Genomic DNA, 25,401 nt, shown 5'->3' with positions numbered 1-25,401 from the left:
GCGGGGGCCGCGCGGGGACGGTTTCCGGTCGAATCGTGGCCGGGGCGCGTCGCCTCGGGCGGCGGGTCCCGCGGGGGGCGCGGAGCGGGGGCGCGTGGAGCGGGCGGTGGGCTCCGCGCGGGGGCCCGCGCGCCGGGCCGTGCGGGGGCGCGGGGCCGTCAGCGGGCTCTGTTCAGGGTCTGCAGCGCGGCCTTCAGCAGCAGGCCCACCTGCGGTGTGCCCTCGGCGGCCTCGGCCTGGGGGGCGACGGCGGCGACGGCCTCGTCGGCCTCGCGGGTCGCGTAGCCCAGACCGATGAGGGCGGCGTGCAGCTGGTCGCGCCAGCCGTTGCTCACCGGGGCTCCGACTGCGGGTGCGCCGAGGGGTTCGCCGAGGCGGTCCTTCAGTTCCAGCAGCAGCTTCTGGGCGCCCTTCTTGCCGATGCCGGGGACGGCGGTGAGCGCCTTCTCGTCGCCCGTGGAGACCGCTCGGCGCAGGGCGTCGGGCGTGTGCACGGCGAGCATGGCCTGGGCGAGGCGGGGGCCGACGCCGCTCGCGGTCTGGAGCAGCTCGAAGACCTGGCGCTCGTCGTCGTCGGCGAAGCCGTACAGCGTCAGGGAGTCCTCGCGGACCACGAGCGAGGTGGCGAGCTTGGCGGGCTGCCCCACGCGGAGCGCGGACAGGGTGTTCGGCGTGCACTGGACGGCCATGCCGACACCGCCGACCTCGATCACCGCGGTGTCCGGGGCGAGGGCGGCGACCGTGCCGCTGACGAAGGCGATCATGTCGTACGGCCTTTCGTTGCTTGCGTTGCGTGTGCTGCTCGGGGGGCCTGGGGCGTCTGCGCCACCTGGGCCGCCTGCGCTGCCTGAGCCGCCGCGTGGCGGGCGACCGCTTGCTGGAGGCGGTTCTGGGCGGCGGCCTGCTGGAGTCTGTTCTGCGCGGGGGCTCGCCAGATGTGGCAGATGGCGAGCGCGAGGGCGTCGGCGGCGTCGGCGGGCTTCGGGGGCGCGGAGAGGCGCAGCAGGCGGGTGACCATGGCGCCGACCTGGGCCTTGTCCGCGCGGCCCGAGCCGGTGACGGCGGCCTTGACCTCGCTGGGGGTGTGCAGGGCGACGGGGATGCCGCGGCGGGCGGCGCAGAGCATGGCGACGGCGCTGGCCTGGGCGGTGCCCATCACCGTGCGCACGTTGTGCTGGCTGAAGACGCGCTCCACCGCGACGCACTCGGGGCGGTGTTCGTCGAGCCACGCCTCGATGCCCTGTTCCACGGCGACGAGGCGGTCGCCCAGCTCCGCGTCGACGGGTGTGCGCACCACACCGACGCCGAGCATGGTGAGCGGTCGGCCGGGCACGCCCTCGACCACTCCCACACCGCACCGGGTCAGCCCCGGGTCCACCCCCAGTACGCGCACCCGCCCCTCCTTCGTTCTCCCCCAGCTTCGCTGGGCGGTACCCCCAGTTTGTGCAGGCTATCGGGTGCCACTGACAACGCCGCGCAAAGCGACGGGCCGACGGGGTGTGTCCCGTCGGCCCGTTCGGCTCGTTCGGCTCGCTCGGCCTGCCTTGCCCGTTCGGCCTGCTCTGCTCGCTCGGCGCTGTGCTGCCGGGCGCGTCAGGCGCCGACCTTCTCCATGATCTCGTCGCTGACGTCGAAGTTGGCGAAGACGTTCTGCACGTCGTCGCTGTCCTCCAGCGCGTCGATCAGCTTGAAGATCTTCTTGGCGCCCTCCTCGTCCAGCTCGACCTGCATGGTCGGGACGAAGTTGGCGTCGGCGGACTCGTAGTCGATGCCGGCGTCCTGGAGGGCGGTGCGGACCGCGACCAGGTCGGACGGCTCGCTGATGACCTCGAACGTCTCGCCGAGGTCGTTGACCTCCTCGGCGCCCGCGTCCAGGACGGCGGCGAGGACGTCGTCCTCGGTCAGCTCGCCCTTGGGGACGATGATGACGCCCTTGCGGTTGAACAGGTACGACACCGAGCCCGGGTCGGCCATGGAGCCGCCGTTGCGGGTCATGGCGACGCGGACCTCGGAGGCCGCGCGGTTGCGGTTGTCGGTCAGACACTCGATGAGCACCGCGACACCGTTCGGGCCGTAGCCCTCGTACATGATCGTCTCGTAGTCGGCGCCACCGGCCTCCAGGCCGGCGCCGCGCTTGACCGCGGAGTCGATGTTCTTGTTCGGGACCGAGCTCTTCTTCGCCTTCTGGATGGCGTCGTACAGCGTCGGGTTGCCGTCCGGGTCGGCGCCGCCCATGCGGGCCGCGACCTCGATGTTCTTGATCAGCTTCGCGAAGAGCTTGCCGCGCTTGGCGTCGATCACGGCCTTCTTGTGCTTCGTCGTGGCCCATTTAGAGTGGCCGGACATCTGCCTGTCTCCTTCGCGTAACCCATCCAGATACGAACGCCAGGAATCCTACAAGGACTCCGCTTCCCGGTTCGCGCGCACCATGTCGACGAAAAGGGAGTGCACGCGGTGGTCGCCGGTCAGCTCCGGGTGGAACGACGTGGCCAGCGCGTTGCCCTGGCGTACGGCGACGATGTGGCCGTCGTACTCGGCCAGCACCTCGGCCCGCGCGCCGACGGACTCCACCCAGGGGGCGCGGATGAAGACGCCCTCCACGGGGTCGCCCTCGATGCCCTTGACGTCGACGGCCGCCTCGAAGGACTCGTTCTGGCGTCCGAAGGCGTTGCGGCGGACGATCATGTCGATGCCGCCGACCGTCTCCTGGCCCGAACGCGGATCGAGGATCTTGTCGGCGAGCATGATCAGGCCCGCGCAGGTGCCGTAGACCGGCATTCCGTCCCGTACGCGCGCGCGGAGGGGCTCCATCACGCCGAAGAGGACGGCCAGCTTGGAGATGGTGGTGGACTCGCCGCCGGGCAGGACGAGGCCGTCCACCTCGGCGAGTTCCTCGGGGCGCCTCACCGGCCTGGCCACGGCGTCGGCCGCGGCCAGGGCGATCAGGTGCTCCCGTACGTCGCCCTGGAGGGCCAGGACGCCGATGACGGGTGCGTCAGTCATGTACGTGCAGTCCTCGAAGGTGCCGTGGGGGGTGCTTACCAGCCGCGGTTGGCGTAGCGCTCGGTCTCGGGGAGGGTGTCGCAGTTGATGCCGACCATGGCCTCGCCGAGGTTGCGGGACGCGTCCGCGATGATCTTCGGGTCGTCGTAGAAGGTGGTGGCCTTCACGATGGCGGCGGCGCGCTTGGCCGGGTCGCCGGACTTGAAGATGCCGGAGCCGACGAAGACGCCCTCGGCGCCCAGCTGACGCATCAGCGCGGCGTCGGCCGGGGTGGCCACGCCGCCGGCGGAGAACAGCACGACCGGGAGCTTGCCCAGCTCGGCGACCTCCTTGACCAGCTCGTACGGGGCGCGCAGCTCCTTGGCGGCGGCGTACAGCTCGTGGTTGTCGAGGCCGCGCAGGCGGGCGATGTCGTTCTTGATCTGGCGCAGGTGGCGGACCGCCTCGACGACGTTGCCGGTGCCGGCCTCGCCCTTGGAGCGGATCATCGCGGCACCCTCGGCGATGCGGCGCAGGGCCTCGCCGAGGTTGGTGGCGCCGCAGACGAAGGGGGTGGTGAACGCCCACTTGTCGGAGTGGTTGACCTCGTCGGCCGGGGTGAGGACCTCGGACTCGTCGATGTAGTCCACGCCGAGGGACTGCAGGACCTGGGCCTCGACGAAGTGGCCGATGCGCGACTTGGCCATGACGGGGATCGAGACCGCGTCGATGATGCCCTCGATCATGTCCGGGTCGGACATGCGGGCCACGCCGCCGTCCTTGCGGATGTCGGCCGGGACGCGCTCCAGCGCCATGACGGCGACGGCGCCCGCGTCCTCGGCGATCTTCGCCTGCTCCGGCGTGACGACGTCCATGATCACGCCGCCCTTGAGCTGCTCGGCCATGCCGCGCTTCACGCGCGCGGTGCCGGTCTCGGGGGTCTGGGCGGAGTTGGGGAGCGTGGTGGACACGGGTTGACCTCACTCAGGGAAAAGAGGGTTGCTGCACCACCGAGGAAACGGGAGAGGCCCAGGCCACAGCAAGGGCCAATGAGAAGGCGGTGGCTCGTTTTCCTTCCGGGCAGCCGACGGTCAACGCCGCCTATGCCCGGTTTCTCCCTGCGGTGGAGGTACCGCGGTCCGTTCAGGCGGACCGGTCCAGCAGGGCCGCCGGGGGCTCGTCGTCCATCTCGAAGGCCAGTGGGAACGGCGCGTGGCCGGCCAGCCGGAACCAGCGGACCTTGCGGTGCTGGCGGAGCCGGCGGGCGGCGCCGACCGCGTCGTTGTGGAAGCGCCGGGCCATCGGCACCCGGCGCACGGCCTCCGCGAGCTCCCGCGCGGCCTCCTCGCCCCCAGGTGCCTCCCGGACCACCTCGACCTGCTGGGCCTCCGCGAAGACGGCGCGCAGCGCCTGGCTGAGTTCGCTCTCGGCGACCTCCCGGTGCTCCTCCTCGGCCTGCCGGGCGGCGTGCGCGGCCTCGTAGAGCACGATGGAGGCGGCCGGGTCGAGCACCCCGGACGTCGCCAGCTCCTGCGCCACCGAAGCCCTGCGCAGCAGCTGCGCGTCGAGCGCGGCACGGGCGGCGTCGATCCGGGCGTGCAGCCGGTCCAGGCGGCCGGCCGTCCAGCTCAGATACAGGCCGATCGCGATGAGGCCGACGAGGATCCAGATGAGGGTTTCGGTCACGGGCGGCAAGGCTACCGGGGCCGCTGCGTGTGGCTCCGCCGGGTGTTCTGCGGTGACGGGTGCCGGGGGGTCCTGCGGTGAGGGGTGCCGGCGGGCTCGCGCGGGGGGCCTGCGGTGACGGTTGCCGGCGGGCTTGCCGGGGAGCTGGGTTCGGCCAGTGGTGGCTGGTGGGGAAGTGCCGCCGGGGCTGCTGAGAGGGCCGTGCAGCAGCCGGCCGGCGGACCCGCGTCGACGCGCGCGGACGGCGCCCGTCGGCGCCTGCGCGGCCCGCCGGCCTCACGCCCGCCCCGTGTCCCAGTCGGTCCCACAGCGCCGCCCGGTTCGGCCGCGCGCGTGCCCGTCTCCGTCCGCGTGTGCCCGTCTCCGTCCGCGTGTGCCCGTCTCCGTCCGCGCGGGGGCGTCTCAGCCCGCGGGGGGGCGTCTCAGCCCGCCGGGGGGGGCGTCTCAGCCCGCCGGGGGTAACTCGAGCCGCGTGTCCACGTCTCAGTCCGTGCCGCACACGGTCGCACGACGCCGCCCGGTCCGGCCGCGCGCAGCCGCCTCAGTCCGCGCGCGGACATCTCGGGCCGCCTGTCGCGTCTCCGTCCGCACGGGCGTCCCAGCCCACGCAGGGGCGTCTCACTCCGCGCAGGGGTGTCTCAGCCCGCGTGTCCGGGTCTCAGCCCAGTCGGCCAGCGCCATCCGCGCGGGCCGACCGTCCTGGCCCGCCGCCCGGCCCCGAGGCCGCGTCGGCGGACCACTCCAAGGACCTGGCCGGTCACCTTCATGTGCCCCGTCTGTCTCACAGCGCGCCGACCCAGCCGTTCCGGCGGGCGGGCCGTACCCACGCACCGTCGGCGGACCGCGTCACAGGGCCGGCCAAGCAGCCTCGCTGCCCCGCACAGCCCGCACCAGCCAGCCCGCCCCCGGCGACGGCCGCGCCCGCGCGGACCGTCGCCTCCGGGTCGCGCCCCGCCCGTCCACCGTGAGCCGACGACCTCGCGGCGCCGTCCCAGCAGGCGCTCCCGCGCCCCTCGGCTCAGTCCCGGGCCAGCCGGAGGCGGGCGCGCAGGCCGTTGCCGCCCGCGACAGGCGGGTCGTCGTCCGCTGCCACCGTCCCCGCTCCGCACGGATCCACTTACGCTCGCGCCCGGCCCGTCCGCCGTGAGCCGACGACCCCGCGGTGCGCCCCCGCAGCCGCCCCGCTCCGCACGGACCGTCCCTCCCGCGCGTCCCGTCCGCCGTGAGCCACGACCCCGCGGAGCGCCCCCGCAGCCGCTCCCCCGGCTCAGTCCCGGGCCAGCCGGAGGCGGGCGCGCAGGCCGTTGCCGCCCGCGACGGGTGGCTCGTCGTCCGCCGCGACTGCCGCCGCGCCAGCGGTGACCGTCTCGTAGACGGAGAGGATGTCCGCGCCGACGGTCGACCAGTCGAAGCGGCGGACGTGGGCGCTGCCGCGGGCGCTCAGTTCCGCGCGGCGGGCCGGGTCGCCCAGGAGCCGCAGGGCCGCCTCCGCGAGGGCGTCCGCGTCCTCGTTGGCGAACAGTTCGCCCGCCTCGCCCTGGTCGAGGACCTGGGCGAAGGCGTCGAGGTCGGAGGCCAGGACGGGGGCGCCGGCGGACATGGCCTCGACGAGGATGATGCCGAAGCTCTCGCCGCCGGTGTTGGGGGCGACGTACAGGTCGACGCTGCGCAGCAGCCGCGCCTTGTCCTCGTCGCTGACCATGCCGAGGAACTCCACGCGCGAGCGCAGCTCGGCCGGCAGCGAGGCCACCGCCTCCTCCTCGTCGCCGCGGCCCGCGACCAGCAGCCGCGTCCGCGGGCGTTCGGCGAGGATCCGGGGCAGCGCCCGCATCAGCACCGGCAGGCCCTTGCGGGGCTCGTCGATGCGCCCGATGAAGCCGATCGTGTCGCCCTGCCAGTCCGGGTTCGGTTCGGCCTTGGCGAAGAATTCGACGTCGACGCCGTTGGGGATCACCACCGCGTCGCCGCCGAGGTGTTCCACCAGGGTGCGGCGGGCGTACTCGCTGACCGCGATGCGCGCGCTGATCTTCTCCAGCGCCGCCTGCAGGATCGAGTACGCGGCGATCATCGCGCGGGAGCGCGGGTTGGAGGTGTGGAAGGTGGCCACGATCGGCCCCTGCGCGGCCCAGCAGGTCAGCAGGCCCAGCGACGGGGAGGTCGGCTCGTGGATGTGGACCACGTCGAACGCGCCGTCGTGCAGCCACCGCCGCACCCGCGCCGCCGACAGGAAGCCGAAGTTCAGCCGGGCCACCGAGCCGTTGTACGGCACGGGCACCGCGCGGCCCGCCGAGACGACGTACGGCGGCAGCGGGGTGTCGTCGTCGGCGGGGGCGAGGACGGACACCTCGTGGCCGAGGCGGATGAAGTACTCGGCGAGGTCGCGGATGTGGAACTGGACGCCGCCGGGCACGTCCCACGAGTAGGGGCAGACGATGCCGATTCTCACGACGGCCCCTTCGCGGGGTCGAGGTCCGAGAGCCACAAGCGCTGGAGCATGTGCCAGTCCTCCGGGTGGTCGGCGATTCCCTGGGCGAAGACGTCTGCCAGCGCCTGTGTCATCACAGACGTCTTTTCGGCCCGGGTACCTGACCGCGGTACCTCGATCGGGGGATGCAGCCGTCCCCGCATGACGGGCGAGTCGTCGTACCAGAGCGTCACCGGGAGCAGCAGCGCGCCGGTCTGCTGGGCCAGCAGCGCGGGCCCGGCGGGCATCCGCGCGGTGTCGCCGAAGAACGTCACCTCGACGCCGGACGCGGACAGGTCGCGGTCGGCGACCAGACAGACCAGCCCGCCGTCGCGCAGCCGCCGGGCGAGCGTACCGAAGGCGGAGCCGCCGCTGTGCGGCAGCACCTCCATGCCGAGGCCTTCGCGGTAGGCGACGAAACGGTCGTAGAGCGTCTCCGGCTTCAGCCGCTCGGCGACGGTCGTGAACGGGATGTTCAGCTTGGTGGTGACCCAGGCGCCCGCCAGGTCCCAGTTGGCCAGGTGCGGCAGGGCGGCGATGACGCCCTTGCCGGCGGCGATGGCGTCGGTGAGGTGGTGCAGGTCCTTGGGGTCGAAGCCGGCCGCGATCCGCTCGGGGCTCCACGCGGGGAGCCGGAACGACTCCATCCAGTAGCGCAGGTACGAGCGCATGCCCGCGCGGGACAGCTCCGTCAGCTGCTCGGGGCTCGCGTCGGGCACCACGCGCGCGTAGTTGCTCTCCAGCCGCAGCACACCCTTGCCGCGCTGCTTCCAGGCGACGTCGGCGATGGTGCGGCCGAGGCGCACCGCGACCGGCTCGGGGAGCTTCTTCACGGTGCTCCAGCCGAGCCCGTACAGCGCGTCCGTCAGGCGGTCCTGAACGCTCACGTCGCCGCCTCACTCCCCCGCGAGGCGTTCTCCGGACCCTGAGGAGCGGCCGGTCCCTGAGGAGCGGCCGGCCCGGCCTGCTCGGCCGTCTCGGCTGTCTCAGCCGTCTCGCCGGTCTCGCCCGTCTCGGCCCGCTCGGCCGCCTCCGCCTCCGCGGACTCCCTGCGGACCGTGACGACCCGCTGCACCAGGGTGACCAGGCTGCCCACGGCGACCAGCCACAGCGCGACCGGCAGCAGCACGTCGATGCCCGGCACCCCGAACGCGTGCAGGCCCGCCAGGCCCGCCGCGACCAGGGAGATCACCAGCCGCTCTGCGCGTTCGACGAGCCCGTTGACGGCGACCGGCAGCCCGATCGACTCGCCGCGCGCCTTGGTGTAGGACACCACCTGCCCGCTGGCCAGGCAGAAGATCGACACCGCGCACAGGATGTTGTCGTGGCCGCCGCCCGCGTACCACAGGGCGAAGCCACCGAAGATCGCGCCGTCGGCGACCCGGTCCAGGGTGGAGTCCAGGAAGGCGCCCCAGCGGCTGGAGCGGCCCAGCTGGCGGGCCATGTTCCCGTCGACCAGGTCGGAGAAGACGAACAGCGTGATCACGACCGTGCCCCAGAAGAACTCACCCCGGGGGTAGAAGACCAGCGCACCCGCGACCACACCGGCGGTGCCGATCAGCGTGACCGTGTCCGGGCTCACGCCCCGGCGGATGAGAAACGCGGCGAACGGTGTGAGAACACGCGTGAAGAATGCACGCGCGTACTTGTTCAGCATGGCCTTCCCGAGGGTCGGTGTCGCCGTGCGGCCCCTGCTGGCCACCGGCTGGCCCATCGTAGCCACGCGCGCGTGCGGGCGACGGGCGGGCACCCGCACCCGCCGTGGCGTCCGGCGAACGACCCGCGGCCGGCGCCGGCGACGGGTCGCGGTCGCTCGTATGGACGCGCCGTGACGGGAGTGGAAAGCTCGAAGCATCGCGGGCGTCGCCGGAGCCGCCCAACACGCGGCCCCCGCGTGTCCGCGCCCACAGTGACCTCACCGTGCACGGGAGGCAGGATCATGGGCGACAAGACGAACGTACACTCCGGAGCCGCCGGCAGGGCTACGGCGGCCGACCACCCCGCGTCCGTACGGAATGTGGTGCTGGTCGGCCACTCCGGATCGGGCAAGACGACGCTGGTGGAGGCTCTCGCGCTGACCGCGGGAGCGGTGAACCGGGCGGGCCGCGTGGAGGACGGCGGCACCGTCTCCGACTACGACGAGATCGAGCACCGCCAGCAGCGCTCGGTGCAGCTCTCGCTGGTGCCCGTCGAATGGGACGGGATCAAGATCAACCTCCTCGACACCCCCGGTTACGCCGACTTCGTCGGGGAACTGCGGGCCGGTCTGCGTGCGGCGGACGCGGCCCTCTTCGTCGTCTCCGCCTCCGACGGCGTGGACGGCTCCACCCGCATGGTCTGGGAGGAGTGCGCGGCCGTCGGCATGCCCCGCGCGATCGTCGTCACCCACCTGGAGGCCGCCCGCGCGGACTTCGAGGAGATGACGCGAATCTGTGCCGAGGCGTTCGGCGGCGACGACCCCGACGCCGTGCTGCCGCTGTACCTGCCGCTGCACGGCCCCGAGGCACCGGACGGGCACCGTCCCGTGGCCGGGCTGATCGGGCTGCTGTCGCAGAAGCTGTTCGACTACGCGAGCGGCGAGCGCAAGGAATCCGAGCCGGGCGAGGACCAGCTGCCGATGATCGCCGAGGCCCGCAACCGGCTCATCGAGGGGATCATCGCCGAGAGCGAGGACGAGACCCTCATGGACCGCTACCTCGGCGGCGAGGAGATCGACCTCAAGACGCTGATCGAGGACCTGGAGCGGGCCGTGGCCCGGGGCACCTTCCACCCCGTCCTGGCCGCGGCGCCGGCCGCCGGGGGCGCCCGCCAGGGCATCGGCACGGTCGAGCTGCTCGAACTGATCACGCGCGGGTTCCCCACCCCGTTCGAGCACCCCACCCCCGCGGTCACCACCCTCGACGGCCGGCCCCGCGAGCTGAAGCCGTGCGACGTCGACGGGCCGCTGGTCGCCGAGGTCGTCAAGACCTCCTCCGACCCGTACGTCGGCCGCGTCTCCCTGGTGCGGATCTTCTCCGGCACCCTGCGCCCCGACCAGACCGTCCACGTCTCCGGGCACGGCCTCGCCGACCGCGGCCACGAGGACCACGACGTCGACGAGCGCGTCGGCGCGCTGTCCGTGCCGTTCGGCAAACAGCAGCGGCCGGTCACGCACGCGGTCGCCGGTGACCTGGTGTGCGTGGCGAAGCTCGGCCGCGCGGAGACCGGCGACACCCTGTCCGCGAAGGACGACCCGCTCCTGATGGAGCCCTGGCGGATGCCCGACCCGCTGCTGCCGCTCGCCATCCAGGCGCACAGCAAGGCCGACGAGGACAAGCTCTCCCAGGGCCTGGCCCGGCTGGTTGCCGAGGACCCCACCATGCGGCTGGAGCAGAACCAGGACACCCACCAGGTGGTGCTGTGGTGCCTGGGCGAGGCCCACGCGGACGTCGCCCTGGAACGGCTGCGCAGCCGCTACGGCGTCCAGGTCGACGTCGTACCGCACCGGGTCTCCCTGCGCGAGACGTTCGCGACGAAGGCGGCCGGGCGCGGACGGCATGTGAAGCAGTCCGGCGGGCACGGGCAGTACGCGATCTGCGAGATCGAGGTCGAGCCGCTGCCGGGCGGCTCCGGCATCGAGTTCGTCGACAAGGTCGTCGGCGGTGCCGTGCCGCGCCAGTTCATCCCGTCCGTGGAGAAGGGCGTACGCGCGCAGGCCGCCAAGGGCGTCGCCGCCGGCCACCCGCTCATCGACGTCCGGGTGACCCTGCTCGACGGCAAGGCGCACTCCGTGGACTCCTCCGACGCCGCCTTCCAGACGGCCGGCGCGCTCGCGCTGCGGGAGGCCGCCGCCGACGCGAGGATCCATCTGCTGGAGCCGGTGGCCGAGGTGAGCGTCCTGGTCGGCGACGAGTACGTGGGCGCCGTGATGAGCGACCTGTCCGGGCGGCGCGGCCGGCTGCTGGGCACCGAGCAGGCGCCCGGGGGGCGCACGCTGGTGCGCGCCGAGGTGCCCGAGATCGAGATCGGACGGTACGCGATCGATCTGCGCTCCCTGTCCCACGGCACCGCGCGGTTCGACCGCCGGTACGCCCGGCACGAGCCCATGCCGGCGCAGATCGCCGAACGCCTCCGCGAACAGGAGCGGGCCGCCTCCTAGTTGAGGCACCGGAGGCCCAAGTGGCCTGTGGGGGTGCTTCCCTGCCGGATCGGCGGGCGGCTTCGGCCGTCCGCCGACGAATGTCGGTGCCTGCGGATACGCTGATGACCTGATCAACAGGTGTGCGAAGCAGGGAAGTCGGGAAGGCCGCAGGACGACAGTTCGTGGCGAGTGGGGGCGGGAATGACCGTTGACAGCGGTTACGCGGACACCTTCGGGCCGCAGGTGCCGCGCACGGGCGACGAAGGCCAGACGGCGACGTTCGCGCTGGCCTCGGCGGCCTATCGGGACAACCCCGTGGAGGACATCAAGAAGGCCGACAACGAGTGGCACCAGTCGACCGTGAACCCCGGCAAGCTCGCCCTGTTCAAGCCGAACCTCGGCGAGGCGTTCTCCCGCGCGGTGGTCGACCGGATGCTGGGCAGCGGGCGCAAGCCGCTCATCCAGTCCTTCGGCACCCAGCCCCAGGTGGTCGTCGAGCACTGCCTGGCCGCCAACCGCATCCGGCGTGAGCGCGACAACAAGCTGACCGCGATCACGGCGCTGTGCGGTCTGGTCTTCCTGCCCGGCCTCCTGGTGTGGCTGCTGGTCTTCCAGCTGCGCTCCACCATGGCCAAGGGGGACAACAAGCGGGTCTCCGCCGCGGCCACCGTCCTGCTGGTCGCCGTCGGCGCGCTCGCCGTGATCGCGCTGATCCGGCTGCCGTTCGGCGGCTTCTGGGGCTGGTACGCGCGCGCGGCGGTCGTCGCTCCGGTCGTCGGCTGGTTCTGGGCAAAGCAGGTCTGCGAGCGCACCGCGAAGGACCTCAGGGACCGCTGGGACGGCCTGCTGTCGGGCAGCAGCGTCGGCGCCAAGGTGCCCGAGGCGGTGCCCAGCAGCCCCGGCGAGACCGCCGCCGAGCAGCTGCGCCAGTCCCTGGCCAAGCTCAGCGCCGAACAGCAGTCGAACTCGGTGTTCTACGCCGGCCCCAAGGGCATCCTCGGCATGGGCACCCGCTGGGGCTCCTGGCAGCTCGCCGAGGAGCTGGTCCCGGCCCACCCCGACCGCGAGATCCACCCCTTCCGCAGCTGGGACGTCATACGGTCGATCCACGACCAGCTGCGCATGCTGGAGCGCGGCCCGCTGAACACGGGCGGGTTCCCGGCCCCGTCGATACGGCACTGGATCGTGACCCCGATCGGTGAGAACGCCAAGGCGGTCTCCCGGCCGGAGGGCACCGACGTGGAGGCCTACCAGGTCAAGCCGCACGCCATACAGGAGATCTGCAACAAGCAGCAGTTCGGCGCCGGCGACCGGCACTACCTCGGCGTCCAGTGGACGCTGTGGGACGGCCAGCTGGTGCTCACCATGCTGATCACCGTCACCGTGCTGCACGCCACCTTGCGCATCGAGGTCACCGGCCACGCCCTGGGCCCGGTGAACGGCCTGTTCACCACCAAGTCCGAGGCGCCCACCAAGTCGGTCACCAAGTCGCTCAAGCCGTGGGAGTCGCGCACGGTGAAGCTGCCGCTGGTCAACAGCGACGAGGTGGTCCGGCTCGCCGTCCGCGCGCCGATCACCTGGTACCCCCCGCTGCTGAACTGGCTGGGCGGCTCGATAGCCCTGCCCGAGCCGTTCGGTCTGCGGCACGCCTGGGCCGACCAGCCCTGGCGCCACCGCTTCATGGCCGACGACGCGCTGCGCGCCGCGACCCCGGTGCTCCGCGTGGTGCACGCGGCGGCGATCAAGGTGCTGAAGGAGAACGGCGTGGACACGGAGAAGTTCGGCTCCCGCTCCGCCTTCCTCAGCACGGCGGTGCAGGACCCGTCACCGCGCAAGGCGGACGTCTACGACGCGTGACGGTGCCCCCTCGGACGCCCGGAGCCCCCGGACACCCGGGGGCTCCGGTCATCCGGGAGCTCCGGTCATCCGGAAGCTCCGGTCATCCGGGGACTCGGGAGCATCCGAGGGCACCGCGCGGGGACGGCTCAGGAAGGCCAGGCCTGCGCCAGCATCGTGCGGGTGTCCGCCAGGAGCTGCGGCAGCACCTTGGTGTGACCGACGACCGGCATGAAGTTCGTGTCGCCGCCCCACCGGGGCACGATGTGCTGGTGGAGATGCGCGGCGATGCCCGCGCCGGCCACCGAGCCCTGGTTCATGCCGATGTTGAAGCCGTGCGCCCCGGACGCGGTGCGCAGCGCCGTCATCGCCTGCTTGGTCAGCTCGGCCAGCTCCGCCGTCTCGGCGGCCGTCAGCTCCGTGTAGTCGGCGACATGGCGGTACGGCACGGTCATCAGATGGCCACCGTTGTACGGGTACAGGTTCAGCACCGCGTACACCTGCTCACCACGGCGGACGATCAGCCCGTCCTCGTCGGACTTGGCCGGGATGGAGCAGAAGGGACAACCGTCACCGGCTCCGGGACCGGTCGGCTTGTTCTCGCCCTGGATGTAGGCCATCCGGTGGGGCGTCCACAGGCGCTGGAACGCGTCCTGCGTCCCGACTCCGATCTGCTGCTCCGGCTCACTCGTCATGCAGTGCAGCATATGGCTTCGCCCGTTCGCGGCGTGTCGCCGGGGCTGCGCCGACGACGTCCCGGGCGAAGCTGGGCCGGTGCACGACGACAGCAGGCTGGCGGAGTGGGAACAGCGCACCGCGCTCCCGCTCGCCGCGGGATCGCTGCTCTTCCTCGGCTCGTACGCGGCCCGGATCCTCGGGGACGGCCTCGCCGGGCCCTGGCGGGCCGTGTGCCTGGCGGTGACCTGTGCGGTCTGGGCGCTGTTCGTCGTCGACTACGCCGTGCGGTGGCGGCTCAGCGGGCAGGGCCGGGCGTTCGTGCGCGGGCACTGGCTGGACGCCGTGGTCGTGGCGCTGCCCTTGCTGCGGCCGGTGCGGGTGGTCAAGACGTACGAGGCCGTGCAGCGCCGCCACGGGCGTCCGCGGCTCGCGCTGCATCTGCGGGTGATCGTGTACGCCGGCCTGTCCGTGGCCCTGCTCGGCTTCACCGGCGCGCTGGCGGTGTACCACCACGAGCACACGGCGCCGCACGCCACGATCCGGACCTTCGGCGACGCGGTGTGGTGGACCTGCGCCACGCTGGCGACCGTGGGGTACGGCGATGTCGCGCCCGTCACGCCGCTGGGGCGGGTCATCGCGGTGGGCCTGATGGCCTGCGGCCTGGCGCTGCTCGGCGCGGTGACGGGCTCGTTCTCGTCGTGGCTGATCCAGGTGTTCTCCCGCGAGGACGACGAGAGGCCCCCGGGGTGAGCCCGGGGGCCTCCTGAGAACGCCGGGCCGGGCCCGGTCGCCGGATCAGACCTGGGTCCGCTCCTCCACGACCTTCACGATCTTCGCGATGGCCTCGTCGAACGGGATGCCGTTCTCCTGGGAGCCGTCGCGGTAGCGGAAGGACACCGAGCCGTTCGACATGTCCTCGTCGCCCGCGATGACCATGAAGGGCACCTTCTGCTTCTGGGCGTTGCGGATCTTCTTCTGCATCCGGTCGGACGAGGAGTCGACCTCGACGCGCAGGCCCTTCTTCTTGGCGGCGGCGGCGAACTTCTCCAGGTATTCGACGTGGGCGTCACCGATCGGGATGCCGATCGCCTGCACCGGCGCCAGCCACGCCGGGAACGCGCCCGCGTAGTGCTCCAGCAGCACGGCGAAGAAGCGCTCGATGGAGCCGAACAGGGCCCGGTGGATCATGACCGGCCGCTGCTTGGTGCCGTCGGCGGCGGTGTACTCCAGGTCGAACCGCTCCGGCAGATTGAAGTCGAGCTGGATGGTCGACATCTGCCAGGTCCGGCCGATGGCGTCCTTGGCCTGGACGGAGATCTTCGGCCCGTAGAAGGCGGCGCCGCCCGGGTCCGGGACCAGCGGCAGGCCCTGCTTCTCGGCGACCTGGCGCAGCGTCTCGGTCGCCTCCTCCCAGACCTCGTCGGAGCCGACGAACTTCTCCGGGTCCTTGGTGGACAGCTCCAGGTAGAAGTCGGTCAGGCCGTAGTCGCGCAGCAGGTCGAGGACGAAGGTGAGCAGCTTGTCGAGCTCGTCGGACATCTGCTCGCGCGTGCAGTAGATGTGCGCGTCGTCCTGGGTGAAGCCGCGCGCACGGGTCAGGCCGTGCACGACGCCCGACTTCTCGTACCGGTACACGGTCCCGAACTCGAACAGGCGCAGCGGCAGTTCACGGTACGACCGGCCGCGCGCGTCGAAGATCAGGTTGTGCATCGGGCAGTTCATGGGCTTGAGGTAGTAGTCCACGCCCTCGTCGAGCTGCATGGGCGGGTACATGCCCTCGGCGTACCAGTCGAGGTGGCCGGACGTCTCGAAGAGCTTCCCCTTGGTCGCGTGCGGGGTGTAGACGAACTCGTAGCCCGCCTCCTCGTGCCGCTTGCGCGAGTAGTCCTCCATGACCCGGCGGATGATGCCGCCCTTGGGGTGGAAGACGGCGAGGCCGGAGCCGATCTGCTCCGGGATGGAGAACAGGTCCAGCTCGCTGCCCAGCTTGCGGTGGTCGCGCTTCTCGGCCTCGGCGAGGAAGTCCAGGTACTGCTTCAGCTCGTCCTTGGACGGCCAGGCGGTGCCGTAGATGCGCTGGAGCATGGGGTTCTTCTCGCTGCCGCGCCAGTAGGCGGCGGCGTTGCGCATCAGCTTGAACGCGGGGATGAGCCGGGTGGAGGGCAGGTGGGGACCGCGGCAGAGGTCCTTCCAGCACAGCTCGCCGGTCTTGGCGTCCAGGTTGTCGTAGATCGTCAGCTCGCCGGCGCCGACCTCGACGTCCGCGCCGTCGTCGCTGGACGCGGAGCCCTTGAGGCCGATCAGCTCCAGCTTGTACGGCTCGTTCGCCAGCTCCTCGCGGGCGGCCTCGTCGGTGACGACGCGACGGGCGAACTTCTGCCCGCGCTTCTGGATCTCCTGCATCTTCTTCTCGATGGCCTTGAGATCCTCGGGCGTGAACGGCTTCTCGACGTCGAAGTCGTAGTAGAAGCCGTCCTTGACGGGCGGGCCGATGCCCAGCTTCGCCTCGGGGAAGAGCTCCTGCACGGCCTGCGCCATGACGTGCGCGGTGGAGTGGCGCAGGATGTTCAGGCCGTCCTCGGAGGAGATCTCGACGCCCTCGACCTCGTCGCCGTCGGAGAGCACGTACGAAAGGTCCTTGAGCTCGCCGCCCACGCGCGCGGCGATGATCGAGCGCTCGCCGGCGAAGAGGTCGGCGGCCGTAGTGCCCGTCGTCACCACGCGCTCTTCCCGCTCGGAATCGCGTTGGATGATCACACGGACGTCTGACACCGGTCTCTCCTGACTGAAGGTGGATGCGGCGCCATACCGAGAGCGCGCGCAGGACAGGATCGTACCGAGCCTTCGACCTCGCAGGCGAAATCAGCCCCCGCCGCAGGTGTCCTGGCCGCACGCCTCCCCGAAGAAGTCCAGGTGCTCCTGGAGCGACTTCATCAGCCGGTCGCGCTCCCCTTCGTCCACCCGCACCGGCACGACGGCGGACGCCGCGGTCAGCCGGCGGAAGCCGCCGCGGCTCTCCAGCCGCCCGCGCACCCGCACGGGCACGCCGGCCAGGTGGGCGTGCCCGGCGACGCGGTAGTCCTCCTCGTCGAGGGTGAGCCGGATGTGCGGCACGTCGGCCCCGGCGAGCACCCGCAGCCGTACGGTGCCCGCGCCGCGCGGCCCGGAGCGGTGCATGCGCACGACGGCCCCGGTGACCGACACCGGCACGGAGGGTTCGGCGCCGCGGTAGCGGGCCCCGGCCTCGCGCAGCACGGTCAGGTCGCCGGGCGAGAACTCGACGGCCTCGGCGGAGGCGACCGCGCCCTCGGGGGTGCCGGCGGCGGGCGCCCACGCGACGGCGACCCGGGCGCCCTCGGTGCCGTGGACCAGGCTGATCAGCGCCTCGGTGAGCTCGCGGCTGACGCCCGCTTCGACGGCGCCGTCGAAGGCGTCCATGGCGCCGGTGGCGCGTCGGTAGTCGATGGCCTCGCGGGTGGCGTAGAGCGCCTGGTGGAGGCGTACGGCGAGCGGGCGGCCGGTGGCGACGGGCACGAAGGCGGTCAGCCGGCGCCCGCCGGCCGCGGGGCCGACCAGGACGTTCGCCAGGAGGCCGGCGGCGGCGCGGCGGTGCCGGGCGCCGTGGTAGCCGGCCCGCGCGCGGGTGGCGAGCGCGGCGGCGAGCAGCGTCCGGCGGGCGGCGGCGCGCAGCTGTTCCTCGGCGGTCCACGGACCGGTGCCGGCGGGTCCGCCGGGGACGTCCCGCCACCAGCGGATCTCGTCGCTGGGCACGGTGAGGCCGGCCAGCACCTCGCGCGCGGCGGGGGTGGCGAGCCGGGCGAGGGCGGTGAGGGCCTCGCCGAGCAGGTCCTCGCTGTCCGGGAAGGCGCGGCTGTCGGGGACGAGCAGGCTGGTGCGCGCGGCACCGGGGCCGGGCGGGGTCCAGCGGCCGTAGCGTCCGGGGGCGCCGCCGCGGCGCTGCCAGCCGTGCCGGTGCAGCAGGGCGGCGAGCACGGCGGGGTCGACGCGGCCGGGCTCGGGCGGCTGGTCCCAGCGGGCCTCGGGATGCGGCCGGACCGGCCGCAGGGGCTCGTCGAGCGGGCGGTGGGTCATGGTCTGCCTCCGGTCCCGACCCGCGTCATGATCTCGCACAGCGCCCGGTCGTCGAAGATGCGTGCGGTGGGGATCCGTACGGTGGTGCGGTGCCGGCCCGTGACGGGGTGTCCGGCGAGGTTGACCCAGTAGCAGCAGTGCCTGAGGTCGAGGCGGTCGTGGCCGGCGCGCAGCCAGTCGTCCTGGGACCTGGGCACGAGCATCACCACGAGGATCTTGTGCACCGAGACGGGGGTGCGGGCGAGCTTCGCCAGGTGGGCGTTGTCCAGGGTGAAGGAGAAGGAGCGGCCGGGCGGATCCGGCGCGACCTGGTAGGTCGCCTTGAGCTGCACCTTGATGGTGACCTCGTCGTCGACGGTGTGTCCGGGCGCGCTGTGGCTGACGTGCCAGTCGATGCCGTTGTCGGGGAAGGGCTGGGAGAGCGAGCAGCCAGCCGCCGCGGCGACCGCGTGCAGATAGGCCACCTGCAGGGTCTCCATGCACGCGGTGGTGGCGAGGGAACCGCGAGGGGGGCCCACGCGGCCGGGCAGCAGCCCGCCCCGCTCGGGCTGCGCTATCGCCATGGCCAACAGCCTTCCCAGCAACGTGTTGTGCCCGCGCGAGGGCTCGTTTCGCCTCAACCGCACGGACTCGTATCCGTGTTGTCTCCTCCCGGCGTACGGCGCAAACGGCCCGGGTATCACCGAACCGGCAGGAGACGGAACGTCAGCTGCCGTCGGTGAGCGAGGAGTTGGATTGGGATGACGTGCTGGTACGAGGGCCCCCTGGCGGCATTCGACACGGAGACGACGGGCGTGGACGTGGAGAGCGACCGGATCGTGTCGGCCGCTCTCGTCGTGCAGGACGCGCCGGGCACCCGGCCACGGGTGAGCCGCTGGCTGGTGAATCCGGGGGTGCCGGTGCCCGCCGAGGCGACGGCGGTGCACGGACTGACGGAGGATCACCTGGCGCGCAACGGCCGCTGGCCGGCGCCGGTGATGCAGGAGATAGCCATGGGGCTGCACGAACAGGCCGCGCGGGGCCGCCCGCTGGTGGTGATGAACGCGCCGTTCGATCTGACGCTGCTCGACCGTGAGCTGCGCCGGCACCGGGCCTCGTCGCTGGCCCGCTGGTTCGAGTCGACACCGCTGCTGGTCCTGGACCCGCGGGTGCTCGACAAGCATCTGGACCGCTACCGCAAGGGCCGCCGCACGCTGACCGATCTGTGCGCGCAGTACGGCGTGGTGCTGGACGGCGCCCATGACGCGGCGGCGGACGCGCAGGCGGCGCTGGACGTGGTCCGGGCGGTCGGGCGGCGTTTCGCGTCCCGGCTGGAACGCCTCTCCCCCGCCGAGCTGCACACGCTGCAAGCGGTGTGGCACGCGGCGCAGGCGCGCGGGCTCCAGACGTGGTTCGCGCGCAACGGCAGCGAGGAACCGGTGGACCCGGCGTGGCCGCTGCGCCCGGACCTGCCGGCGGCGGCCGCGTGACCCATGGCACGCGCCCATGAAAAAAGCCGGTCCGCTGCTGCGGACCGGCCTCTCCCGGTGGGCGATACTGGGTTCGAACCAGTGACCTCTTCGGTGTGAACGAAGCGCTCTCCCACTGAGCTAATCGCCCGGGAACGCACTGAACAATACAGGTCCCCGCGGCGTTCCTTCAAACCGCTTCCAGGCGGGCCGCGAGCCCGCGCCGCCCGGCGCGCATCATCAGCCGGTGGTTGGCGCGGAAGAACGGCCGCCCCGGCACCGCGAGCCGCCGCAGCAGCGCCTTGCGCACCCGGACCTCCTGGTCGTAGCGCACGAGGCTGCCGGTGCCGTGCGCGGTGACCGTCCACCGCGACCACCCGTCGATGTCGCCGGACAGCTCCGCCCGGAGCACCCCGGCCGCCGGGTCGCGGCGCACCTCGCGGACGGTGAAGGTGAGGTCGTACGGCAGGAAGGAGCGGATCCGCATCCTCCCCGTGCGGTCGTCGAGCCGGGTCGCCTCGCGCACCTGCGGCCACCAGCGGGGGTAGTCCTCGGCCCGTTCCAGGACGGCGTACACGGCGTCGGGCGGGGCGGCCAGCCGCCACAGGGTGCAAAAGCGGTGGTGGGTCCAGTCCATGCACGGAGTCTGTCCTGCTCAGGCAGGTGTATCCGCTCTGAGTACGTTCTGAGTACGCGCACTCATGCGCGGCCGGCGTGACGGGCGCCACACTCCACAGCCATGACCCGCCTTCCGCCCCCTGCCGAGGAGTTGCGGCTCGTCGACGCCGAGCTGCACCGACTGGACGCCCGGCGCGCCCAGTTGCTGGCGCGTCGCGGCTGGCTGCTGTCGCAGCTCCAGCCGGTGCGGCCCGTGCCGGCCGCCGCCCCGCCCCGCCCGGAGGCGTCCGCGCCCCGCGTCCAGAACGTGCTGCTCCTGCTGGGCGGGGTGCTGCTCGCCCTCGCGGCGACGGCGTTCACGCTGGTCAGCTGGGGCCATCTGGGGATCGCGGGGCGGGCCGCGGTGCTCGGCGCGGTCACGGCGGCGGCGCTGGCGGCCCCCGTGCCCCTGCTGCGGCGGGGGCTGCGCTCGACGGCCGAGTCGGTGGCGGGCGTGGGCCTGGCGCTGACGGTGCTGGACGCGTACGCGCTGCACGCGGCGGCGCTCACCGCGGCGGACCCGACGGGTTACGCGGCGGCCGCCGCGGCGGCCTTGGCGGCACTCTGGGCGGCGTACGGCGTGCTGCTCGCCCGGCTGACCGGCCGGCCGCTGGTGCTGCCCCGGCCGGCCGCCCTGTGCGCGGCCCAGCTGCCGCTGCCCCTGGCGGCGGTGGCGGCCGGGACGGGCACCTTCGGGACCGTGGCGGCGCTGCTGCTGACGGCGGCGGCCGACGCGGCGGTGGCGCTGCGGACGACCGGCGGGCCCGTGCGGCTCGTCGCCGCCGTGGGCGCGTATGTGCTGGGCGGCTGGGGTGCGCTGGCGGCTGGTGCGCTGGCGTGGACGGCCCCCGGTCCCGGTGCGGCCGCCCGCGCGGCGGTCCTGCTGCTGACGGCCGCGGCTCTCGCGCTGGCGGGGGCGCGGGCACCGCGCCCGGAGGCCGCGCTGGGCAACGCCGTCGCGGCGGGCGTGCTGGCGGTGGCCGCGCTCGGCGCGGTGCCGCGGACGGTGCTGCCCGGCGAGTGGACCGCGCCGGTCCATCTGCTGCTCGGTGTGGGCCTGCTCGCCCTGGTGCGGGCGGACCGGCTGCCCGAGGTGGTGCGCCGGGGCCTGGGCTGGGCGTCCGGCGCGGTGCAGGGGCTGGCCGTGTCGGCGGCCCTTCCCGTGGTCGCCGTGTCGCTGCTCGGTCCTCTGGGCTGGGCAGCGCGCGTGTGGTCGGGGGCGCCCGCCGACGCGCGGGCGGCGGTGACGGCCGACCTGCCGTGGCCGCCGGGCGGCGTGACGGCGCCCCTGCTGCCGGCCGTGGTCGCCGCGGTCCTGGTGGGGTGGGTGCGCAACGCCGCGTGGCGGGCGCGTGCCCTGGACGCCGCGTGGGTGCTGGTCTGGGCGGCGGCGGTGAGCCTGCCTCCGGTGCTCCGGCTGCCCTACGCCGTGACGCTGGCGGTCCTGGTCCTGACGACGGCGGTGCTCCTGGCGATGAGGCGCCTGGTGCCGACCGTGCTCGCGCTGATCACCTCGCTCGTCCTCGCGCTGCTCGCCCTGGCCTCCGAGCCGGCCACCCTGACGGTGTTCGCCCTGCTCACCGCCGGGTGGGCGGTCGCCGCCCGCCGGCCGGTGCCCGCCGCGGCGGCGGCCGGACACGCCACCGCGCTGGCCGTCGCGACGGGCGCCGCGCTGGACTGGCAGCCGTCGCACACCGCGCCCGCGGTGCTGCTGGTTCCGGTGGCGGCGGCGCTGTGGGCGCCGCGCGCCGAGGGCGTGACGCGGCCGGTCACCGAGGTGGCGGGGGCGGTCGCGGCGCTCGTCGCGCTCGGTCTGGCGGTGACGGACGCGCCGATGCTGGCGCTGGTGCTGGCCCTGGTGGGTGTGATCGCCGCGGGTGTGGCCGTACGGCCGGACCGCCGCCCCGTCGGACATGCCGCCGCCGTGCTGTTCGTGGCGGCCGCGTGGGTGCGGCTGGCGGCCTGGGAGGTGACCGTCCCGGAGGCGTACGCGCTGCCGGTGGCCGTCCCCGCGCTGCTGGTGGGCGCGGTGCGCCGGCGCCGCGACCCGCGGGCGTCGTCCTGGACGGCGTACGGCCCCGGCCTCGCCGCCGCGCTGCTGCCGAGCCTGCTCGCGGCCTGGGGCGACGCGCACTGGCAGCGCCCCCTGCTGCTGGGCGCGGGGGCGCTGCTGGTGACCCTGGCCGGTGCCCGCCACCACCTCCAGGCGCCGCTGGTGCTGGGCGGCTCGGTGCTCGCCCTGGTGACCCTGCACGAGCTGGCCCCGTATCTCGTGCAGGTGGCGGGGGCCCTTCCCCGCTGGGCGCCGCCCGCGCTCGCCGGTCTGCTGCTGCTCGCGCTCGGGGCGACGTACGAGCAGCGGCTGCGGGACGTGCGGCGGGTGCGGGAGACGCTGGGCAGGATGACCTAGCCGGCTACGCGGGCATCCGGTCGCCGAGGAGGGCCAGGTTCTCGATGGCGGCGAGGCCGTACAGCGCGGTGTCGTTGGTGGACACCCAGGTGGCCTCGCTGCCCTCGACGAGGGCCATGGGCCCGCTGACCTTCTCGGTCTTCCAGGGCGCGGACTCCTTGTAGCCGTCGGAGTTGTAGAACTTCTCCCAGGCCCGCTGGGCGAGTTTCGCGTCGCCGGTCTTGACGGCCGCGTAGGCGTCGAGGCGGGAGTGGCCCTGGAACAGGATCAGGCTGCCGAAGTGGGAGCCGTAGCGGGCGGCCTGTTCGGCCTTGGTGGCGTTGAAGTAGCGGCAGTAGTCGAAGTAGGCCTCGTTGAACTCGGGCATGTCGACGAGGTCGATGAGTTCGGCGCACAGTTCGTTCAGGCCGAAGACGGCGGAGAGGTGCGAGACCCCGACGACCGGCTTGTCGGCGATGGCGAACCGGCCGGTGTCCAGGTCGTACAGGCCGGTGCCCTGGACGAAGCCGTTGGGCTGGGCGGCGATGGTCTCCATCGTCGACAGCACCCGCGCCTTCGCCTTCTCCCACTTCGGTCCCTTGCGCTCCCACTCGGTGAGCCACGCCGAGACCAGGCCGCTCCAGTCGGTGCCGAAGCCGATCGACAGGGCGTGCCGGTCGGGCGTGTAGGGCTCGGTGCGGATCTTGCGGATGGGGTCGAGGACGAGGAAGGTCTCGTCGGAGTCGACGTTGGCGTGCATGAGGTCGCCGACGCGTTCGTCGGCGGTGAGGAAGTAGTAGTAGCGGCGGTAGGTGGTGTTGGCGATGCGCTGCTGCTTGGCGCTGTCGGCGTAGTGCTGGACGCCGTGCCGGGTGCCGAGGCCGGCCCACTTGCCGAGGTGGTAGACGTCGACCTCGCCGGTGTGGCGGGTCATGGCCTCGGCGAAGCGGAAGATGTCGGCGCGGCCGGAGCGCAGGTACGCGTACCAGAGCCACAGGTCGGGCGACAGCTCGGAGTTGTCCCAGGCGTAGCCGCCGACGTCGTAGCGCCACTGGTGCCGGACGGTGTCGTAGGTGTGCATGATGTCGCCGTAGTCCCAGAAGCCGTACCACCGGCGCATCTCCACCTGGTCCTTGTAGTAGGTGAAGAGGAAGTCGAGGTGGTCCTCGATCTTCGCCTTGGCGGGGGTGGAGCGGTCGGGCTCGGCGTACAGGCCCTTGCCGAACACACCGGCCTTGATGAGCTGCTGGGGCGGGGCGGCCAGCTGGGGCAGGACGCGGACGGCCTCGATCTGCTCGGCGAGCCGGTCGGCGCTCGGGGTGGACTCGTTGGCCCAGAAGAGGAGTTCGGAGGTGCGGGCGATGCCGTACGGGGTGCCGAAGCCGGTCTCGTAGTCCTCGTAGGTGATGTTGAGGCCTTCGAGCTGCTCGGGGTAGGTGTCCTGGCCGAGGCCGTCGTGGTAGAAGCGCAGGTCCATGGGCTGCGCCTCGGGCGACCAGAGCCAGAGGGTGACCTGGGCCTCGTCGGTGTGGGCGTCGCGGATGTCGAGCTGGGCGGGGAACTTCTCCCAGAAGTCGCGCAGCCCGAAGGAGAGTCCGCCGCTCACGCCGCCGACGTAGCCGAAGCCACAGGCGCGCCGGCCGCCGCCCGCGGCGATCCAGCCGTGGCCCTTCTTGGTGCGCTTGCGCACGGTGAAGCCGTCGGCGGAGAGCTGGGAGAGGGTGTAGTCGCCCCACTCGGGGATGTACTGGAGTCGGGTGGTGACCCGCTGGTCCCAGGTGGACGGGTCGGGCAGCTTCCTGCCCTCGTACTGCGCCGCCTGCACCGCCTGGCCGGGGTCGCGGCGCAGTCCGGTGATGCCCTTGACGGCCTCGCGGAGCATGCCGGTGCCCTCGCCGCCGATGCGGATGTGGCGGTCGTACGACTGGTCGCGCATCGGCACGGTGAAGCGGACGCCGATGCCGCGGATGAAGTCGCCGCTCGCCTTGCCGGGTTCCTGGGTGCCGTCGTAGGTGACGGTGTGCACCATGCGGAAGGAGTCGCCGCCCGCGTAGAAGTAGAGGCGGATGGAGAACGGCAGCCAGCTCCGGTCGCCCTTGCGGTGCTTGCCGTCGATGCGGACGACCGCGCGGACCGGGCCGTCCTGCTCGACCTTCACCTCGGAGATGGCGCTGTCGAACCGCTCGTACTTGACCGTGCCCTGGTCGCCGTCCTCGATCTCCGGCTGGCGCAGCAGGACGAGACGGCCGTTCTTCGCGATCTCGGTGGCGCCGCGGGTGACGGACTTGACCAGGGTGGAGCCGGACTTGCCGATCCTCGCGGTGATGACGCCGGTGGAGACGTCGATGGTGCCGCCGCCCTGGTCGACGGTGACCTTCTTCTCCGGGGCGGCGGGCTCGCCGGCGGTCAGGGTGAGCTTGCCGGTGCCGGAGCTGACGGCGTGTGCGGTCCACTTCAGGGAGCCGTCCGGCCAGTAGGCGATCGGCCAGGACTGCACGGGGACGGCCGTGCCCTTCTCGTCGCTGAGGGCGAAGGTCTGGTCCTCCCGGTAGGCGCCCTTGGGCCAGGGGACGCCGAGGGTGGAGCCGGGCGCGGCGCCGAGGCCGCCGTCCTCCAGCCAGTCCAGGACGACCGGTTCCGCGTCGGCGGTCTCGGCTCCGGGCGCGGCCGCGGCGTCCTGCGCCCCCAGCGCCCAGCTGAACTGGGCGGCGGCGCCGGCGACGGCGGCCGCCTTGAGGAGGGACCTGCGGGGGATCGGGGACATGGCCTTTCCTTTCCGTACGGGACGGGTTGCCAAGGGCATGACAGAGAGAGGTACGGCGCTCAGGGCGCGCCGCCCTTGCTGAGAGGCACCGCGGGTCAGCGGCGCCGGTACCGCTCCTCCACGGCGACGGCCGCCGCCGCGACGGCCCCGAGGACGGGAACCGCGAGCGGCGGGCTGAACCAGCCCGAGCAGGCCACCACGGCGACCCCGCCGACCAGCAGGAACGAGCCGGCCGGGTCCAGGACCGTGCGGCGGCCGGCCGCGCCGAGCAGCGCGCGCCAGGCC

General features: G+C 73.1%; 20 protein-coding genes, 1 tRNA gene and 1 pseudogene. 5 read left to right on the top strand and 17 right to left on the bottom strand.

All coding sequences use genetic code 11. The annotated features are described in order from the left end of the window. Positions 1–158 precede the first annotated feature (158 nt). From ruvA to pgsA, 9 genes are all read right to left on the bottom strand, one after another. Positions 159–764, bottom strand: coding sequence for a Holliday junction branch migration protein RuvA (ruvA, locus tag AB0K92_RS23940; protein ID WP_365925957.1), 606 nt, complete (start codon positions 762–764; stop codon positions 159–161). Beyond that, positions 761–1,393: a crossover junction endodeoxyribonuclease RuvC gene (ruvC, locus tag AB0K92_RS23935; protein ID WP_365925955.1), complete on the bottom strand. Its 633-nt coding sequence runs from the start codon at positions 1,391–1,393 to the stop codon at positions 761–763. The genes ruvA and ruvC overlap by 4 nt, the downstream gene beginning before the upstream one ends. Before the next feature lie 200 nt (positions 1,394–1,593). Further along, positions 1,594–2,346 carry a YebC/PmpR family DNA-binding transcriptional regulator gene (locus AB0K92_RS23930; RefSeq protein WP_165996732.1) on the bottom strand — a complete coding sequence of 251 codons (753 nt, stop codon included), beginning with the start codon at positions 2,344–2,346 and terminating at the stop codon, positions 1,594–1,596. Positions 2,347–2,394: 48 nt separating this feature from the next. Beyond that, on the bottom strand, positions 2,395–3,003 hold the full coding sequence (gene pdxT, locus AB0K92_RS23925; protein WP_165996734.1) for a pyridoxal 5'-phosphate synthase glutaminase subunit PdxT: 609 nt from the start codon (positions 3,001–3,003) through the stop codon (positions 2,395–2,397). Positions 3,004–3,038: 35 nt separating this feature from the next. Then, entirely contained in the window at positions 3,039–3,953 is a 915-nt protein-coding gene (pdxS, locus tag AB0K92_RS23920; RefSeq protein WP_165996736.1) for a pyridoxal 5'-phosphate synthase lyase subunit PdxS, read from the bottom strand. Between the two features lie 172 nt (positions 3,954–4,125). Beyond that, on the bottom strand, positions 4,126–4,668 hold the full coding sequence (locus tag AB0K92_RS23915) for a hypothetical protein (RefSeq protein WP_365925953.1): 543 nt from the start codon (positions 4,666–4,668) through the stop codon (positions 4,126–4,128). A 1,267-nt stretch (positions 4,669–5,935) separates the two neighbouring features. Next, on the bottom strand, positions 5,936–7,114 hold the full coding sequence (locus AB0K92_RS23910; protein ID WP_365925951.1) for a glycosyltransferase family 4 protein: 1,179 nt from the start codon (positions 7,112–7,114) through the stop codon (positions 5,936–5,938). Then, positions 7,111–8,019, bottom strand: coding sequence for a phosphatidylinositol mannoside acyltransferase (locus AB0K92_RS23905; RefSeq protein ID WP_365925949.1), 909 nt, complete (start codon positions 8,017–8,019; stop codon positions 7,111–7,113). Before AB0K92_RS23905 ends, AB0K92_RS23910 begins: the two co-directional genes overlap by 4 nt. Beyond that, positions 8,016–8,789 (bottom strand): phosphatidylinositol phosphate synthase, encoded by a 774-nt coding sequence (gene pgsA / locus AB0K92_RS23900; protein ID WP_365926020.1) that lies wholly within the window; start codon positions 8,787–8,789, stop codon positions 8,016–8,018. Before pgsA ends, AB0K92_RS23905 begins: the two co-directional genes overlap by 4 nt. Positions 8,790–9,071: 282 nt before the next feature. Between pgsA and AB0K92_RS23895 the strand changes: the two genes are divergently transcribed. Then, entirely contained in the window at positions 9,072–11,270 is a 2,199-nt protein-coding gene (locus tag AB0K92_RS23895) for an elongation factor G-like protein EF-G2 (RefSeq protein WP_365925947.1), read from the top strand. Between the two features lie 183 nt (positions 11,271–11,453). Next, positions 11,454–13,109 carry a hypothetical protein gene (locus AB0K92_RS23890; protein WP_365925945.1) on the top strand — a complete coding sequence of 552 codons (1,656 nt, stop codon included), beginning with the start codon at positions 11,454–11,456 and terminating at the stop codon, positions 13,107–13,109. Between the two features lie 128 nt (positions 13,110–13,237). On the opposite strand, the gene AB0K92_RS23885 is transcribed toward AB0K92_RS23890, so the two are convergent. After that, positions 13,238–13,795, bottom strand: a complete 558-nt coding sequence (locus AB0K92_RS23885) for an HIT domain-containing protein (protein ID WP_165996748.1) — start codon at positions 13,793–13,795, stop codon at positions 13,238–13,240. A 67-nt stretch (positions 13,796–13,862) separates the two neighbouring features. On the opposite strand from AB0K92_RS23885, the gene AB0K92_RS23880 reads away from it, so the two are divergent. After that, positions 13,863–14,516: an ion channel gene (locus AB0K92_RS23880; RefSeq protein WP_365925943.1), complete on the top strand. Its 654-nt coding sequence runs from the start codon at positions 13,863–13,865 to the stop codon at positions 14,514–14,516. Positions 14,517–14,561: 45 nt separating this feature from the next. On the opposite strand, the gene thrS is transcribed toward AB0K92_RS23880, so the two are convergent. The 3 genes from thrS to AB0K92_RS23865 form a co-directional block, all read right to left on the bottom strand. Then, positions 14,562–16,538, bottom strand: coding sequence for a threonine--tRNA ligase (gene thrS / locus AB0K92_RS23875; protein WP_365925941.1), 1,977 nt, complete (start codon positions 16,536–16,538; stop codon positions 14,562–14,564). Positions 16,539–16,628: 90 nt separating this feature from the next. Continuing rightward, positions 16,629–17,858 carry a hypothetical protein gene (locus AB0K92_RS23870; RefSeq protein ID WP_365925939.1) on the bottom strand — a complete coding sequence of 410 codons (1,230 nt, stop codon included), beginning with the start codon at positions 17,856–17,858 and terminating at the stop codon, positions 16,629–16,631. Next, complete coding sequence (locus tag AB0K92_RS23865) at positions 17,855–18,421, bottom strand: DUF4365 domain-containing protein (protein ID WP_365925937.1); 567 nt, start codon at positions 18,419–18,421, stop codon at positions 17,855–17,857. The genes AB0K92_RS23870 and AB0K92_RS23865 overlap by 4 nt, the downstream gene beginning before the upstream one ends. 177 nt (positions 18,422–18,598) lie before the next feature. Between AB0K92_RS23865 and AB0K92_RS23860 the strand changes: the two genes are divergently transcribed. Further along, entirely contained in the window at positions 18,599–19,327 is a 729-nt protein-coding gene (locus tag AB0K92_RS23860; RefSeq protein ID WP_365925935.1) for a 3'-5' exonuclease, read from the top strand. Positions 19,328–19,385: 58 nt separating this feature from the next. Here the strand turns inward: AB0K92_RS23860 and AB0K92_RS23855 are convergent. After that, positions 19,386–19,457, bottom strand: a tRNA-Val gene (locus tag AB0K92_RS23855). A 39-nt stretch (positions 19,458–19,496) separates the two neighbouring features. Continuing rightward, entirely contained in the window at positions 19,497–19,943 is a 447-nt protein-coding gene (locus AB0K92_RS23850; RefSeq protein WP_365925933.1) for an SRPBCC family protein, read from the bottom strand. 102 nt (positions 19,944–20,045) lie between these two features. On the opposite strand from AB0K92_RS23850, the gene AB0K92_RS23845 reads away from it, so the two are divergent. Continuing rightward, positions 20,046–22,373: a hypothetical protein gene (locus tag AB0K92_RS23845; RefSeq protein WP_365925931.1), complete on the top strand. Its 2,328-nt coding sequence runs from the start codon at positions 20,046–20,048 to the stop codon at positions 22,371–22,373. Between the two features lie 4 nt (positions 22,374–22,377). On the opposite strand, the gene AB0K92_RS23840 is transcribed toward AB0K92_RS23845, so the two are convergent. Beyond that, on the bottom strand, positions 22,378–25,116 hold the full coding sequence (locus AB0K92_RS23840) for a Tat pathway signal sequence domain protein (protein WP_365925929.1): 2,739 nt from the start codon (positions 25,114–25,116) through the stop codon (positions 22,378–22,380). A 95-nt stretch (positions 25,117–25,211) separates the two neighbouring features. Beyond that, positions 25,212–25,401, bottom strand: a pseudogene (locus tag AB0K92_RS23835) (hypothetical protein); the annotation flags it as partial.

The organism is Streptomyces sp. NPDC052687, assembly GCF_040678395.1.
GTDB lineage: Bacteria > Actinomycetota > Actinomycetes > Streptomycetales > Streptomycetaceae > Streptomyces.
This window is presented reverse-complemented; position numbering and strand designations above follow the sequence as displayed.

Bases quoted from the DNA above. Each gene is read 5' to 3' on its own strand.
- AB0K92_RS23890 (WP_365925945.1), top strand. From the start codon at position 11,454: ATGACCGTTGACAGCGGTTACGCGGACACCTTCGGGCCGCAGGTGCCG.
- pgsA (WP_365926020.1), bottom strand. From the start codon at position 8,789: ATGCTGAACAAGTACGCGCGTGCATTCTTCACGCGTGTTCTCACACCG.
- AB0K92_RS23840 (WP_365925929.1), bottom strand. From the start codon at position 25,116: ATGTCCCCGATCCCCCGCAGGTCCCTCCTCAAGGCGGCCGCCGTCGCC.
- pdxT (WP_165996734.1), bottom strand. From the start codon at position 3,003: ATGACTGACGCACCCGTCATCGGCGTCCTGGCCCTCCAGGGCGACGTA.
- AB0K92_RS23865 (WP_365925937.1), bottom strand. From the start codon at position 18,421: ATGGCGATAGCGCAGCCCGAGCGGGGCGGGCTGCTGCCCGGCCGCGTG.
- ruvA (WP_365925957.1), bottom strand. From the start codon at position 764: ATGATCGCCTTCGTCAGCGGCACGGTCGCCGCCCTCGCCCCGGACACC.
- AB0K92_RS23860 (WP_365925935.1), top strand. From the start codon at position 18,599: ATGACGTGCTGGTACGAGGGCCCCCTGGCGGCATTCGACACGGAGACG.
- AB0K92_RS23845 (WP_365925931.1), top strand. From the start codon at position 20,046: ATGACCCGCCTTCCGCCCCCTGCCGAGGAGTTGCGGCTCGTCGACGCC.
- AB0K92_RS23895 (WP_365925947.1), top strand. From the start codon at position 9,072: ATGGGCGACAAGACGAACGTACACTCCGGAGCCGCCGGCAGGGCTACG.
- AB0K92_RS23885 (WP_165996748.1), bottom strand. From the start codon at position 13,795: ATGCTGCACTGCATGACGAGTGAGCCGGAGCAGCAGATCGGAGTCGGG.
- AB0K92_RS23870 (WP_365925939.1), bottom strand. From the start codon at position 17,858: ATGACCCACCGCCCGCTCGACGAGCCCCTGCGGCCGGTCCGGCCGCAT.
- AB0K92_RS23850 (WP_365925933.1), bottom strand. From the start codon at position 19,943: ATGGACTGGACCCACCACCGCTTTTGCACCCTGTGGCGGCTGGCCGCC.
- AB0K92_RS23930 (WP_165996732.1), bottom strand. From the start codon at position 2,346: ATGTCCGGCCACTCTAAATGGGCCACGACGAAGCACAAGAAGGCCGTG.